The organism is Hydrogenophaga sp. Root209, from assembly GCF_001428625.1.
Taxonomy (GTDB): domain Bacteria; phylum Pseudomonadota; class Gammaproteobacteria; order Burkholderiales; family Burkholderiaceae_C; genus Hydrogenophaga.
The window spans coordinates 23,974-37,251 of record NZ_LMIE01000031.1 but is presented as its reverse complement, the minus strand read 5'-3'; the positions used below and the strand labels follow the sequence as shown (position 1 = coordinate 37,251).

13 protein-coding genes are annotated in these 13,278 nt (G+C 66.4%); 7 read left to right on the top strand and 6 right to left on the bottom strand.

Annotated features, from left to right (window positions below):
- The first annotated feature begins 160 nt into the window (after positions 1-160).
- The 7 genes from ASE11_RS18650 to ASE11_RS18620 are packed head-to-tail and all read left to right on the top strand — an operon-like array spanning position 161 to position 7,691.
- Entirely contained in the window at positions 161-1,306 is a 1,146-nt protein-coding gene (locus ASE11_RS18650; RefSeq protein WP_015014599.1) for an acyl-CoA dehydrogenase family protein, read from the top strand.
- 2 nt (positions 1,307-1,308) lie between these two features.
- Positions 1,309-2,385 carry a CaiB/BaiF CoA transferase family protein gene (locus tag ASE11_RS18645; protein WP_015014600.1) on the top strand — a complete coding sequence of 359 codons (1,077 nt, stop codon included), beginning with the start codon at positions 1,309-1,311 and terminating at the stop codon, positions 2,383-2,385.
- On the top strand, positions 2,382-4,049 hold the full coding sequence (locus tag ASE11_RS18640) for a long-chain fatty acid--CoA ligase (protein ID WP_015014601.1): 1,668 nt from the start codon (positions 2,382-2,384) through the stop codon (positions 4,047-4,049). Before ASE11_RS18645 ends, ASE11_RS18640 begins: the two co-directional genes overlap by 4 nt.
- A gap of 28 nt (positions 4,050-4,077) precedes the next feature.
- Positions 4,078-5,259: a thiolase family protein gene (locus tag ASE11_RS18635; RefSeq protein ID WP_015014602.1), complete on the top strand. Its 1,182-nt coding sequence runs from the start codon at positions 4,078-4,080 to the stop codon at positions 5,257-5,259.
- A complete protein-coding gene (locus ASE11_RS18630; RefSeq protein WP_043565471.1) occupies positions 5,256-6,056 on the top strand; it encodes an enoyl-CoA hydratase/isomerase family protein in 801 nt (266 codons plus the stop codon). Before ASE11_RS18635 ends, ASE11_RS18630 begins: the two co-directional genes overlap by 4 nt.
- Before the next feature lie 30 nt (positions 6,057-6,086).
- Positions 6,087-6,869 carry an SDR family NAD(P)-dependent oxidoreductase gene (locus ASE11_RS18625; RefSeq protein WP_015014604.1) on the top strand — a complete coding sequence of 261 codons (783 nt, stop codon included), beginning with the start codon at positions 6,087-6,089 and terminating at the stop codon, positions 6,867-6,869.
- A 33-nt stretch (positions 6,870-6,902) separates the two neighbouring features.
- Entirely contained in the window at positions 6,903-7,691 is a 789-nt protein-coding gene (locus tag ASE11_RS18620; protein WP_015014605.1) for an enoyl-CoA hydratase/isomerase family protein, read from the top strand.
- A 47-nt stretch (positions 7,692-7,738) separates the two neighbouring features.
- Here the strand turns inward: ASE11_RS18620 and ASE11_RS18615 are convergent, their stop codons facing one another.
- From ASE11_RS18615 to ASE11_RS18590, 6 genes are all read right to left on the bottom strand, one after another.
- Positions 7,739-9,724 (bottom strand): relaxase/mobilization nuclease domain-containing protein, encoded by a 1,986-nt coding sequence (locus ASE11_RS18615; protein WP_056275101.1) that lies wholly within the window; start codon positions 9,722-9,724, stop codon positions 7,739-7,741.
- Between the two features lie 393 nt (positions 9,725-10,117).
- Complete coding sequence (locus ASE11_RS18610; protein ID WP_023114176.1) at positions 10,118-10,717, bottom strand: S26 family signal peptidase; 600 nt, start codon at positions 10,715-10,717, stop codon at positions 10,118-10,120.
- Positions 10,714-11,238: a DUF2840 domain-containing protein gene (locus ASE11_RS18605; RefSeq protein ID WP_023103957.1), complete on the bottom strand. Its 525-nt coding sequence runs from the start codon at positions 11,236-11,238 to the stop codon at positions 10,714-10,716. The genes ASE11_RS18610 and ASE11_RS18605 overlap by 4 nt, the downstream gene beginning before the upstream one ends.
- Positions 11,235-11,519 carry a hypothetical protein gene (locus ASE11_RS18600; RefSeq protein WP_056276327.1) on the bottom strand — a complete coding sequence of 95 codons (285 nt, stop codon included), beginning with the start codon at positions 11,517-11,519 and terminating at the stop codon, positions 11,235-11,237. The genes ASE11_RS18605 and ASE11_RS18600 overlap by 4 nt, the downstream gene beginning before the upstream one ends.
- On the bottom strand, positions 11,516-12,154 hold the full coding sequence (gene parA, locus ASE11_RS18595; protein ID WP_031636931.1) for a ParA family partition ATPase: 639 nt from the start codon (positions 12,152-12,154) through the stop codon (positions 11,516-11,518). Before parA ends, ASE11_RS18600 begins: the two co-directional genes overlap by 4 nt.
- Before the next feature lie 253 nt (positions 12,155-12,407).
- Positions 12,408-13,265, bottom strand: a complete 858-nt coding sequence (locus ASE11_RS18590) for a replication initiator protein A (RefSeq protein ID WP_023103960.1) — start codon at positions 13,263-13,265, stop codon at positions 12,408-12,410.
- Positions 13,266-13,278: the final 13 nt, after the last annotated feature.

Sequence of the window (13,278 nt, the reverse complement as noted above, 5' to 3'; positions counted from 1 at the left end):
GGGCCGAACGAAGTTATTTGTCAGTTGATTGAGGCAATCCGCCATCGCCCTTGCAGGGGCCAATTATTACGATTGTCGCATCCCCCAAAGCACTTCGGCAGTGGCGCTGTGCGGAACGCCCGGCGCGGGGTCAGAAGCCAACATACAAGGAGACACGCTCATGCTGCCACAGCTGTATCGCCACGCCTGGATGGACGGCGAGATCGACGCCTTTCGCGAGCAGGTGCGCCGCTACGTTGCCGCCGAATTTACTCCCCGGCTCGACGAATGGCGCCGCCAGGGCTACATCCCGCGCGAGGTCTGGCGTCCGTTCGGCGAGATGAGCTTTCTGCTGCCCGAGATGCCCGAGACCTATGGTGGTGCCGGCGCCAGCCTCGCCTACCAGCTGGTGGTGCAGGACGAACTGGCCAAGGCCGAGATGCCGGTCAATATCGCGGTGCACACCATCGCGTCGCATTACATCCTGGACTTCGGCACCGAAGCGCAAAAGCAGCGCTGGCTGCCCAAGGTGACGAACGGCGAGATGCTGGCCGCAATCGCGATGACCGAGCCGGGCTGCGGCTCGGATCTGAAGGCCATCTCCACGCGGGCCCGGCGCGACGGCGACCACTACGTGATCGACGGCGCCAAGACCTTCATCACCAACGGCTTCACCGGAAACCTGCTGATCGTCGCGGCGCGCACCAGTGGCGCGGGCAGCAAAGGGGTGTCGCTGTTCGTATTGGAGACCGAGAACCTGCCAGGCTTTCGTGTGGGCCGCCTGCTTGAAAAGATCGGCATGCAGGCCTCGGACACGGCGGAGCTTTTCTTCGACAGCGTGCGCGTTCCAGCCGACCAACTGCTGGGGGGCGTTGAAGGCCAAGGCTTTGGGCAACTAATGGGCGCGTTGCCCTACGAGCGCATGGTCATTGCAGTGCCGGCGGCGGCCGTCATCGACCGGGCGTTGGAGCTCACCATCGAATACACGAAGCAGCGCAAGATATTCGGCGCGCCTCTGTTCGACATGCAGACAACGCGCCAAAAGCTGGCCGAGATGGCGACCATCGCGCATGTGGTGCGCAGCTTCGTCAACGACTGTACCCAGCGACTGCTGGACGGCACACTCGACAACGAGGCCGCCTACATGGCCAAGTGGTGGTGCACCGAACAGCAGTGCCGCGTGGTGGACGAGTGTCTCCAATTGTTCGGCGGCTACGGCTACATGGCCGAGTACCCGATCGCGCGGATGTATGCCGCTTCGCGAGTGCAGAAGATCTACGGCGGTGCCAACGAGGTCCTGAAAGACCTGGTTTCGAGGAAGCTGTGAACATGCCGCACACGTCGCACACGCTGCAGTTGCCGCTGCACGGCGTCCGTGTGGTGGAGTTTGAGGGCATCGGTCCAGGCCCTCTGGCCGCCAGGATGCTGGTCGACATGGGCGCCGAGGTGATCGCGCTGGCACGGGCCGAGCAGGCTGCTGGGGCGCAGCGGCTGGGCGGGACGGTGGAGAACCCGCTGCACCGCGGTAAGAAGGTCGAGGTCATCGACCTGAAGTCGCCAGGTGGCAAGGCGCGCGCACTGGAGCTGATTGCCCAGGCCGACGCCCTAATCGAAGGCTTTCGCCCAGGGGTGATGGAGCGGCTGGGCTTTGGCCCCGCAGATTGCGCGGCGCGCAATCCCCGACTGGTCTATGGCCGGATGACGGGCTGGGGCCAGGACGGGCCGCTTGCCCAGGCCGCGGGCCACGACCTGAACTACGTCGCGCTGACGGGCCTGCTGTCGCTGTCGGCGCACAGGGGGCAGGCGCCCATCGTGCCGCCCTCGGTACTCGGGGACGGTGCCGGGGCGCTAGGCATGGCTTTTGGCATCGCCTGCGCGCTGGTCGATGCACGGGCCACCGGCCGTGGCCGGGTTGTGGACGCAGCCATCGTGGACATCGTGGCCATGCTGGGCACGCTGGTGCACTGGATTCGCGCCAACGGGCAGATCGACGGCGCACAGCCGAGCCCGTTCCACGATTCGCCGTTCTATGACGTGTACGTCTGCGCCGACGGTGGCTTCATCAGCCTCGGCGCGATCGAGCCGCCGTTCTACGCATTGCTGTTGTCCAAGTTGGGCCTGGCGGACGTGAACCCTGCAGACCAGTACGACACGGCGGCGTGGCCGGCGTTGAAGGAGCGCATCGCGGCCCTCATCCGCACCCAGCCCCAGGCGCACTGGTGCGCGCTGCTTGAAGGCAGCGACGCCTGCTTTGCACCCGTTCTCAGCCTGGCCGAGGCAGTGCGGCATCCGCACAACGCGGTACGGGGCATCTACCAGACCACCTCTTTCGGCGCCATCGAAGCGGCCCCGGCCCCACGGTTCCAGGCACTCAACGCAACCACCACCCAGGAGACAAAGAAATGACTGCTACCACCCACATCGTCCGCGGCTGCCCGTCCACCACGGGCAACGACCGCCAGCTCAACACCACGACGCTGATCCGGCACGCCGCGCGCACCCATGGGGACCAGGAGATCGTCTACCGCACACCCGATGGCGGCTGGGATCGCTACACCTATGCCGACTGCTACGCGCGCGTCTGCCGCAGCGCCAATGCGCTGCGCGCGCTCGGTGTCGAGCCCGGCGACCGGGTCGGCATCCTGGACTGGAACAGCCGACGTCACTTCGAGCTGTACTGGTCTATTCCCGGCCTGGGTGCTGTCATGTTGCAGATGAATCTGCGCCTGGGCCCAGAGGACCTGGGCTACGTGGTCGACCACAGCAAGGTGTCCTACGTTTGCGTGGACGAGTCATTACTACCCATTGCCGAATCCGTCGCAGCGAATTCGCCCCAGATCAAGGGCTGGATTGTCATGACCGACAAGCCGCTGGACCAGATCAAGACCACGCTGAAACCGCTGCTGCACTACGAAGACCTGCTGGCCGCCGCCGACACCCAGATCGACTGGCCCGAGATCGACGAAACCTCGGCCTACAGCGCCTGCTACACCACCGGCACCACGGGCAGGCCCAAGGGCGTGTACTACTCGCACCGCGGCATCTACATGCATTCCACGGGCATGGCCACCAATCTGGGCATGACGCTGGACGACTGTGTGATGCTCATCACCCCCATGTTCCACGGGCAATGCTGGGGCTTGCCGCAGGCCGCCACGCTGCTGGGCGACAAGATCGTGCTGCCGGGCCGCTATGTCGCCGAGGACACCAAGCCCCTGGTTGACGCCATGATCGCCGAGGGCGTGACGGTCGCCAACGGCGCACCGGCCATCTTCCAGCCCATGCTGCAGTACATCGAGACGATGCCGGTCAAGCCGGACTTCAGCCGCATGCGCATGCTGTCCGGCGCCTCCGAGCCGCCGCTGTCGATGATGATCGGTTTCTACAAACTCACCGGTGCCGAGGTGGTGCATGGCTACGGCGCCACCGAAGCCACGACGCTGGTGACGATGAACCGCCTCAAGTCCACGCTCAAGAAGCGCCTGACCGAGGAAGAGCGCTGGAACCTGAAGCGCAAGCAAGGTCTGGTGCTGACCGGGGTGGACATCCGCATCGTCGATGCCGACGACAAGGACTTGCCGCATGACGGAAAGTCGGCAGGCGAGATCTGCGTGCGCGGCCCCTGGATCACGGCCAGCTACCACGACATGCCCGACTCCGCAGACCGCTTCCTGGAAGGCGGCTGGTGGCGCTCGGGCGATGTCGGCACGGTGGACGAGAACGGCTACCTCAAGGTCACCGACCGCATCAAGGACGTGATCAAGAGCGGCGGCGAATGGATTTCTTCCATCGACATGGAAAACCTGCTCATGGGTCACCCCGCCGTGCGCGACGCCGCAGTTGTCGGCGTTCCGCATCCGAAGTGGCAGGAGAGGCCGCTGGCCCTGGTGGTGCTGAAGCCTGGCCAGCAGGCGACCCAGGAACAACTGCAGGAACACCTGACCAGCGCCTTCGCCAAGTGGCAGTTGCCGGATCAGGTCCTGTTCGTCGAGGCCATCCCCAAGACCAGCGTCGGCAAGCTCGACAAGAAGCGTATACGCGCCGAGCACGCGGATCGCTACGCCGAGTGACGCCGGCTTTTTTATCCAGGAGAACAACATGAAAGACCATGAACCCGTCATCGTCGGTGCGCTGCGCACCCCCGTGGGCAAGCGCGGCGGGCGCCTGCAGAAATGGCATCCCGTCGATTTGTTGGGCGAGACGCTGCGCCAACTGGTCGAGCACTCCGGCATCAACCCGGCCGATCTGGACGATGTGATCGTCGGCTGCGTGCTGCAGTGGGACCAGCAGCACGGCAACCTGGGCCGGCATGCCGTGCTGGCGGCGGGGCTGCCCGAATCCGTTCCGGCGGTGACGGTCGACCGGCAATGCGGCTCCGGCCAGCAGGCGGTGAGCTTTGCTGTGCACGGTATTCAAGCGGGTGCCTACCAGTTGGTCATCGGCGCCGGGGTGGAGTCGATGTCGCAGGCGCCCATGCCGCCGTCATTCAAGCCTGGTGCGCCGCTTGGCGCGCAATACAGCCCGAGCGAACTGGCGCGCTACCAGGACAACCCGCTGATACCGCAGGGCGCTTCCTCGGAGTTGATGAACAAGCGCTTTGGCCTCACGCGCGAGGCCCTGGATGCCTTCGCCGTGCGTAGCCATCGGCGGGCCACCGAGGCCTCGCAGGCTGGCCGCGTCAAGGATCAACTGGTGCGGCTGACCGAGGATCCGGCCGATCCGGACAGCCCGGTCGTCGCCGCCGACGAGGGCGTGCGCGCGGACCCCAACCCCGAGAAGATGGCCACGCTGAAAGCCGTGTTTGCCGCCGACGGCGCCACCACGGCCGCCAACTCATCGCAGATCAGCGACGGCGCCGCCGCGCTGCTGATCGCCAGCCGTGCCTACGCCAAGCAACACGGCCTGAAGCCGCGTGCGCGCTTCGTCAGCACCGCCGTGGCCGCCGCCGACCCGGTGATCCAGTTCACCGCTGTGCTCGACGCCACCCGCAAGGCACTGAAGGAATCGGGTCTGACCCTCGACGATATCGATCTGTTCGAAGTCAACGAGGCCTTCGGAGGCGTGCCGCTGATGTTTCAGCAGGAGTTCGGCATCCTGGACGACCGCCTCAACGTCAACGGCGGCTCGATAGCCATCGGCCATCCGCTGGGCTCTACCGGCGCGCGCATGCTCACTGACCTGCTGTGCGAGCTGGAGCGCCGGGGCGGCCGCTATGGCCTGCAGACGATTTGCGAGGCCTCGGGCACGGCCAACGCCACCATCATCGAGCGGCTTGGATGAGCGGGGCCACCATGAGCGAAGCCAGCGAAGTGCTCGTCAGCCGCGATGGCGCCATCGCCACCTTGACCATCAACCGCCCGCGCGCGAAGAACAGCTTGAACCGCGCGGTATTCGATGGCCTGCGTGCGCAGCTTGTGCAACTGCGCGACGACGATACCGTGCGCGCGGTCATCATCACCGGCGCCGAGGGCGTGTTCTGCGCCGGGGCCGACATCACGGCCTTCGATGCGCTGCGCGCCGAGCCGCTGCTGGGCGATCGTGCGGCGGCAGGCGGCCACTTTTGGTCGGAACTGGAGCGCTTCCCCAAGCCCGTCATCGCAGCGGTGGAAAAGCTCGCGCTGGGCGGCGGCACAGAATTAGCGCTGGCCTGCGACATCGCGATCGCTGGCGAGTCCGCCAATTTCGGTGTGCCGGAAGTCAAGCTGGGCGCCATTCCGGGTGCCGGGGGCACGCAGCGCCTGATCCACGCTATCGGCAAGTCCAAGGCCATGGCCCTGCTGCTGACCGGCGATTTCATCGACGCCCGCATGGCTTGCGATGCAGGCATGGTCGCCGAAGTGACGGCTGATGGCCAGGCCCTGCCGACGGCGTTGGCGATGGCCAACCGGATTGCAGCCAATTCGCCGCTGGCCGTGGCGCTGGCGAAAGATGCGGCACTGGCCAGCTTTGAAACTCCGCTCGCGCAAGGCCTGGAGCATGAGAAGCGCAATTTCCTCGTCGCTTTGCGTTCGGCCGACAACCTGGAAGGGCAAGCGGCATTCCTAGGCAAGCGCACACCCAACTTTACCGGCCAATAGCGCCTGTTTCTCACCCATCGAGGAAAAACCATGCAACTGAACTCCGACATCTCTGCCGTCATCACCGGGGGCGCTTCCGGCCTGGGAGCCGCCACGGCCCGGCGTTTGGCCAGCCATGGCGTCAAAGTCGCCATCTTCGACATGAACGAAACCGTCGGCCAGGCGTTGGCTAGCGAACTCGGCGGCGTTTACTGCAATGTGGACGTGATGTCCGAGGAGCAGGTGGACGCCGCCTTCGCCAAGGCCCGCGCGGCCATTGGGCAGGAACGCATTCTGGTCAACTGCGCCGGCACTGCCGATGCCGTCAAGACTGTCAGCCGCGACAAGAAAACCGGCGAAATCCGCCCATGCGCGGCAGATCGTTTCAATCGCATCATTCAGATCAACCTGGTGGGCACCTTCCGCTGCATCGCCAAGTCAGCTGCGGGCATGTTGACGCTCGCGCCGCTGGCCGATGGCGACCGCGGCGCCATCGTCAACACCGCTTCGGCCGCCGCGCAGGACGGCCAGGTCGGCCAGGCCAGCTATGCGGCCAGCAAGGCAGCCATCGTGGGCATGACCCTGCCAATCGCGCGCGACATGATGGACGAAGGGATCCGGATCAACACCATCATGCCGGGGATCTTCGGTACACCGTTGCTGCTGGGCCTGCCGGACAACGTCAAACAGGCGCTGGCGGCCAGCGTGCCCTTTCCCAAGCGTTTAGGCGACCCCGATGAATTCGCGCAGGCCGTCGAGTTTCTCGTTACTTGCGGCTACATGAATGCCGAGTCCATTCGTGTGGATGGTGCCATTCGCATGGCGCCGCGCTGACGCTGAAATTTTGATCAATCAGGGAACGTCAGCATGCCTGGAAATCCGGTAATTCTCGAAAAGAATGGTGCCGTCGCGACCATAACACTCAACTCGCCAAAAAAAATGAATGCGTTGAGCACGTCGGTCGTAAACGTGCTCGCTGGTGTCATTGCAGATGTCGAACGCGATGGCTCGATTCGAGCTTTACTGCTGCGCGGTGAGGGCCGGATGTTCAGTTGCGGAGGTGACATCGAAGAAATGGTGGCCGCGGGCGATGCGTTGTCTACTTTGGTCGATGACGAACTGAGAGTGGCCGAAAGCATGATTCCTCAATTCGCCAGCCTGCCGTTCCCGGTAGTCTGCGCTGTACAAGGCGCGGTAGCCGGAGGCGGTCTCGGGCTTGCCTTGGTCTCTGACTACCTGATTGCCGCAAGTGGGACGAAGTTTGTGGCGGCCCATACCGGCCTCGGATACGCGGGGGATTTCGGCATCAGCTGGCTACTTCCACGCGCAGTGGGTGGACGACGCGCACGAGACATGATCTTGACCAATCGCGTAGTCAGTTCGGACGAGGCCTTGGCCTGGGGATTGGTCGAGAAAGTGGTTCCTGGCGAGAGCCTGCTGGACGAAGCGCGGCGTATGGCGGTGCAATTTTCGGTCGGACCAACGCAAGGTTATGCGGGCGCCAAGCGCCTGCAACTCGCTGCCTTCGAGAGTGATCTGGCGACCTCATTGAGGCTGGAGGCGGCCGAAATGAATCGAGCCTCGAAAACCACAGATTCGCTGGAAGCGGTCCGCGCGTTCGTCGCAAAGCAAGTCCCGCAGTTTGCCGGACGCTGAACGGCTGTAGACGCATCCGGTCGGTGGGTGCTTAATTGCTGCTGGCGTCAGGTAACGGATAAACCCTGCTGCCGTCGGATTTGCCAGGATACGGTGCCACCATGTACCTGCGCAGAAATCAGCATGCCGAGTCGTTGTTCGATGACAGGCGTCCATGGCACCAAGCTGAACCCCATACCATCATCGAGCATGGCAAAGCGGCCACTGGCGAGCATGAGGCTGCGTCGGTAGATGCCGGTCACGCGCTGGCCATCGGCCGCCAGACGGTGTTTCAGCCCGGTTTCGGTGGCAATATCCTTGGCAGCCCGAATCACATCCCGATCGCGTAGTGTCGCCAATAGATTGCGCGCGAGGATTACGCGCTGCCCGCGCCGCTCTGCCAGCCCCTGTTCGGCCAGGAATTCGGCGCGCTGCTGCATCGCCTGGTTGACCTCGCTGCCAAAGCCCAGGTTGCCCAGGCCCGAGCCGCCGCCGATCAACTGCTGGTCGAGCCAGGTGGCTCCGATCACGCGGGCCTGCCGCTCGATGGGCAGGTGCGATTTCAGCTCCACCGCCACGCCGCCCAGGCGCTGCGCATCGTAGCGACGGCCCTGCTCGGGCAGGTCGCCCGGCACCTTCCATAGCCCCTCGGCCACCCGTTCCACGATACCGGCACGGCGCAAGGCTTCCAGCCGGCGGACGTGGGACGCGACCACTTCCTGCGGATCGCGGCCGGGCAGGGCCTGACCCTGCGCGATGGCAAGGTGGTGGTCGGTGCGGTACAGGCCATCGCTCGCCAACGCGGCGATGTTCTTGTCGGCCGCGCGCACGTCAGCCGATCTCCTTGCCTCCACCACAGCGCCGGTCGGATAGTTCGCCAGCTCGTCGCGGGCGTTGAGCGCAACGTAGTGGGCCATGCCGTCCACGCCGTCGATGACCAGATAGCCCCGGTCGTGCAGTTCGTCGGCCAGCCCCTTCGCGGCCACGCGGCCGAGGATGGTTCGGCCATCGTCCCCAGGCTCGAACACCGCCAGTTCGCGCGGCTCGCCGCGCATGGCCCGCTGCATGGTGCGGATGATGTCGCCGCGCTCGCCCAGGGCGCGCAGGGTCTTTTCCGCATCGTTGTGGACGGTCCACGTGCCGGGCTGGGCCTCGTCGGCCAGGCCCAGGCGCTGCAAACGCTGCAACCTGCCGATCAGCAGCAGACGCTGGCGTTGCAGTCGGGGTTCGTTGAGCCGTTCGACATGCACCATGCCATCGTCGCCGGCCTCGCGCTTCAAGGTGCGATCCAGGCTCGTCCACCGCTCCTGATCCACCTCGCGCCGCAAGGTCTGCTGGATCTCCAGCTCGGTGCGCGGCCCCAGCCATTCGGTCGCCAGTTCGGCGGCGCGATGGCGGAACCCATCGGCGATGTAGTCGCCCGCGATGATGAGGTCTTTGCCGGTGTCGTCGCGCCCGCGCACGACGATGTGCGTGTGCGGGTTGTCGGTATTCCAGTGGTTGACCGCCACCCAATCGAGGCCCGTGCCCAGGTCGGCCTCCATGCGGCCCATGAGGTGCCGCGTGTAGGTGCGCAGGTCTTCGAGTTCCGGGCCATCCTCGGGTGAGAGGATGAAGCGGAAATGGTGTCGGTCGTCGGCGCAGCGTTCCTTGAAAGCGTCGAGGTCGGCGGCATCGGTCTGCGGCCCGTAGGCTTGGCCCGGCTCGCCATCGCGGCCCACGCCGTCGCGCTCGATGTAGCGCAGGTGCTTGGCGAGCGACTGCGGGCTGGCCTGGCGCTGGTTGACCAGCAGCGTCTTGATGGTCACGCGCCGCGACATGGGCGTCAGCTTCGCTCCGGCGAAGCGCGCGGCCGTGTGGCCGCGCCCCAGGCGCGAGCCGGGCCGCTGGCCGTTGCCCCTCCCGGAGCCGCTGGCAGCGCCAGGACGGCGCACCGACGACTTGCCGCTACTGGCCTTGCCTGCCTGCTTGAGCACCTTGGAAACGAAGCTCTGGCCCCGGTTCTTCGGTGCGCTGGGGCGGATGCGGAAATCATCGTCGCGGCGGTCGGTCATGGCTGCGCTCCCTGCAAGCTCTGGCGTGTCCGGTCGTGTGAAGCACGCGGACAGCCCTGCATTGGCGCGGGCCTCGCGCCCCAAGCGGCACGGCGGCGAAGCCGCTCCGTGCCGCGCCACCCCATGTGCAGACTGGCTTTCGACGCGGCCCGGTGCCGCGTCCTTTTGTCTTGCCTTCCGCCTTTGCCCCCGCGCCGGCGAACGCGGCGACGGCCATAGGCCGGGCGCGTTCGAGGCAAGACGCCTGCACGTTGGACGGCTGCGCCGAAGGCAGCGCGAAGTGCGGTGCGAATGCACCCGCACTGCACGCGCGACGACACGGCGACGGCCAGCAGAGCGACACGCCCGATGGCACGACAAGATGCACGGCAACGTGCAGCGAGTCGGCGGCCATCATGGGCGGGATTCCAGCCAGACTGGATGCGCGACCCCGATCACGGCGGATGCGCTGACCGGCCCGAAATACCGGCTGTCGAACGACGCCGGGTTGGTCACACTCAAGAGGAACAGTTCGCCGGATTCGAGGCGGCGGCATTGCTGCCAGGATGGCAGCGGCCGGCCCCAGCGGTCGGCAGGCAGCACGGCGGCCGAAGGCACGCCGTCGATGCGGACGACGCGGCCAGTGCTGCACACCTCCTGCGGCGCGACGGCGCCCACGCGCTTGAGCAGCGGCACGCGCGCCGGCAGGTAGCCGCGCTGCGCGGCCAGCGCGGCGGCGTCTGGCGGCAGCGTGGTCAGGACGATGCTGCCCACGGACAAGGGACGTGGCGGCGAGTCGGTGCCGTGGCCTTGCGGATCGACGCGATACCAGCCGACCGCCACGCTGTCGGACGGGTTGTAGATCAGGCGCGGCAGCGGATGCACGAAGGACGCCCAGGCGAGCGCAGCGAGGCCGCAGGCGGACAGGCCCGCCAACACGAGGCGAGCGCGCAGGCGCGAGCGAGGATGCGGCGGGATGCCGGTTGCGCTGGCAACGGCGGATGGAAGCGTCATGGCAGCGTCCTCCCGGTTAGCCAGGCAGCGTGCCGCTCGGCGGTGTATTCGGGCAGCGGCAGGCGTGCAGCGAGCCGGTTGGCGAGCGTGCGCCAGTACGCGGGCGAGACAGCGGCGGGCGCGATGCCCAGCGCCTCGATGGCGTCGATGCACTCCAGCACCGCGCGCACCTGGTTCTCCCCTTCGGCGTGGAGCAGCAAGCGCGCCCCCGGCTGCACGCCGGGGATGCGCTGCGCTGCATCCAGCGGCGTGCAAGCCTGCATCACCATGAGCTGCCAACGCACAGTGCCGTAGTCGTTGGCCTGCCAGCGGATACGGCACAACATGGCGCCCGGCAGGAACACCGCGCAACGGCGCCAGCGGTCGAGCTGGTGCGTGCGCGCAGGTTCGCCGAAGCGCAGGTAGAGCTTGAAGCGTGGTTCGATGTAGGCCAGCGCCACGCGCGTCAGCGGCGCGCTGGCAGGCTGGCCGGCAAGTGCAGCCGTAGCCGCGCCAGCGGCAGGCGAAGCGGATGCAGTCATGGTGCGTTCTCCCTGCGGTGCTCTGGAAACTCCCGCTCCAACAGGCCACGCAGCAGGTCGGCCACGGTCACGCCTTGCGTGAAGGCCGACACCTTGATGCGTGCCCGCATCGCGGGCGTGATGTCGAGAGTCAGACGGGCGGTGTAGAGGTCGCCCTTGCCCAGCGCATCGGTGTCGCCCTGGCGAATCCACGCCTCGGCGTGCGGATTCGCGGGCGGACGCGCGCCGATGCCGACGCGCTTTGCCGTGCGCTTGCTGTTCGATGGCGGCTTCGCGGTCATGTCGGCCACCGCAGCAATTCGTCCACCAGCGCAGTGATTTCGCGTGCGGCGGCGCTGTCGGGTGCCGTCTCGCGTGCAAGCCGGCCAGCGGCCACGCTATCGGCGAACACGATGCGCTGATGCACTTCCGCGCGCAGCGCAGGAAGCGGCTGGTCGGCGAGTGCCTGGCGTGCTTCGCGCCCGATCACGGTGGTACTGACGCGCCGATTGATGACGAAGGCCGCGCGCAGCGCAGGCCGAAATACCTGCGCCTCGCGGATCACCGCCACCATCTCGGCGCTGGCCCACAAGTCGTAGGGGCTGGGCTGCACCGGGATCAGCACGCGCTCGGCCGCCAGCAGCGCGGAGCGCGCCAAGGCGGCGATGCGCGGCGGGCCGTCGATGATGACGTGATCGGCCCGCCTGGCGAGTTCCGGCGCCTCTTGGTGCAGCGTTTCGCGTGCGAGGCCCACGGCGCTGAACAGCCGTGGCAAGCCTTGCTGGCTTCTGCGCTGCGTCCAGTCCAGCGATGAGCCCTGCGGGTCAGCGTCCAGCAGGACGACGTGCTGGCCGCGCATCGCCAACTCGCCGGCGATGTGCGTGGCGAGCGTGGTCTTGCCGACGCCGCCTTTCTGGTTGAGCAGTGCGACGATCATGGCCTGGCCCTCCATGCTGGAAAGCCGGGCTTTTGCTGCTGCGTTTGTGGCCGCGGGGTGGTTGTCCACCGCAGCGGCGTTTCCCTACTAAAAGTTAGAGAAACTAAGTTAGGGAAGTTAGAGGACGCGCAAGCCCAGTGCTGGCGCGGGTTTGCGGCCGATCGGCACGCCTGATAGCACGATAGTCCCACGCCTGATAGCACGATACCCCGCACGCCTGATAGCACGACACCATTCACAGGCTTTCCCGGAGTTATCCCCGTGCCGTCTGCGGCACGGGCCGGAACGTCAGCAGTTCCATGCCGTTGTCGGGCATCCGCTCGATGCCCAGGACGTAACCGGGCAGCGACTGCCGCGCGACGAGCGCGCGCAGATCGCAGGCGAAGTCGTAGGGCTTCGCGGTGCTGCCGGACTTCTGGTGCAGATAGCGAAAGTCGAACTGCCAGCCGTATGCCTGCTTGCCGCCGTGCTTGCGCACCAGGCGGTACAGCCACCGCTCGATGCCGCCGGTGAGCCGGAAATACGCCGGGTCGATGGTCAGCACCAGCGCAGCGTCGAGCACGCCGGCAAAGAACCAGTCCGGCAGGATCAGCTCGATGCCCAGCGGCGTGCCGCTGGCATCGGCCAGTTCCTTCCATTCGTTGATCCACGAAAAGCGGTGCAGGCGCCGGCCTGTTGTCTCGCGGATGGACGTGGCCACCGTGGTCGATTGCAGGCGATCCAGCGCGGCCTTGAGGCGCTGGTAGTCGCGCAGCGACTTGCCGCGTCCGATGAAGCGCAGGATCTCGTAGGGCGTCGCGCGCATCAGCCGCGACGGGCGCAGGCCCGCGTCCTTCGCTTCCACGATCTGCGAGGCCGCCCATATCAGCACGTCCGCATCCCAAATCGTGGCGATGCCGTGCTCCTGCGTGCCCTCTACGCGGATCGTCACGTTGCCCGCGCGGAAGTCGATGGGTTTGACCCGCTTGGACTTGCCGAGCGAGAAGAACGGATAGGCCATCAAGTCCTGGCTGTCGCGCGGCGCCATGTCGCCGGGCAAGGCGCGGAACAGGTCGAGCTGTTCGCGCTCCTGCAACGACCGCTGCCGGAACGGCAGCGCGGAGCTGGACATGGTGATGGCCTGC

Coding starts and splice junctions, on each gene's coding strand:
- ASE11_RS18650 (WP_015014599.1), top strand. CDS start 161: ATGCTGCCACAGCTGTATCGCCACGCCTGGATGGACGGCGAGATCGAC.
- ASE11_RS18645 (WP_015014600.1), top strand. CDS start 1,309: ATGCCGCACACGTCGCACACGCTGCAGTTGCCGCTGCACGGCGTCCGT.
- ASE11_RS18640 (WP_015014601.1), top strand. CDS start 2,382: ATGACTGCTACCACCCACATCGTCCGCGGCTGCCCGTCCACCACGGGC.
- ASE11_RS18635 (WP_015014602.1), top strand. CDS start 4,078: ATGAAAGACCATGAACCCGTCATCGTCGGTGCGCTGCGCACCCCCGTG.
- ASE11_RS18630 (WP_043565471.1), top strand. CDS start 5,256: ATGAGCGGGGCCACCATGAGCGAAGCCAGCGAAGTGCTCGTCAGCCGC.
- ASE11_RS18625 (WP_015014604.1), top strand. CDS start 6,087: ATGCAACTGAACTCCGACATCTCTGCCGTCATCACCGGGGGCGCTTCC.
- ASE11_RS18620 (WP_015014605.1), top strand. CDS start 6,903: ATGCCTGGAAATCCGGTAATTCTCGAAAAGAATGGTGCCGTCGCGACC.
- ASE11_RS18615 (WP_056275101.1), bottom strand. CDS start 9,724: ATGACCGACCGCCGCGACGATGATTTCCGCATCCGCCCCAGCGCACCG.
- ASE11_RS18610 (WP_023114176.1), bottom strand. CDS start 10,717: ATGACGCTTCCATCCGCCGTTGCCAGCGCAACCGGCATCCCGCCGCAT.
- ASE11_RS18605 (WP_023103957.1), bottom strand. CDS start 11,238: ATGACTGCATCCGCTTCGCCTGCCGCTGGCGCGGCTACGGCTGCACTT.
- ASE11_RS18600 (WP_056276327.1), bottom strand. CDS start 11,519: ATGACCGCGAAGCCGCCATCGAACAGCAAGCGCACGGCAAAGCGCGTC.
- parA (WP_031636931.1), bottom strand. CDS start 12,154: ATGATCGTCGCACTGCTCAACCAGAAAGGCGGCGTCGGCAAGACCACG.
- ASE11_RS18590 (WP_023103960.1), bottom strand. CDS start 13,265: ATGTCCAGCTCCGCGCTGCCGTTCCGGCAGCGGTCGTTGCAGGAGCGC.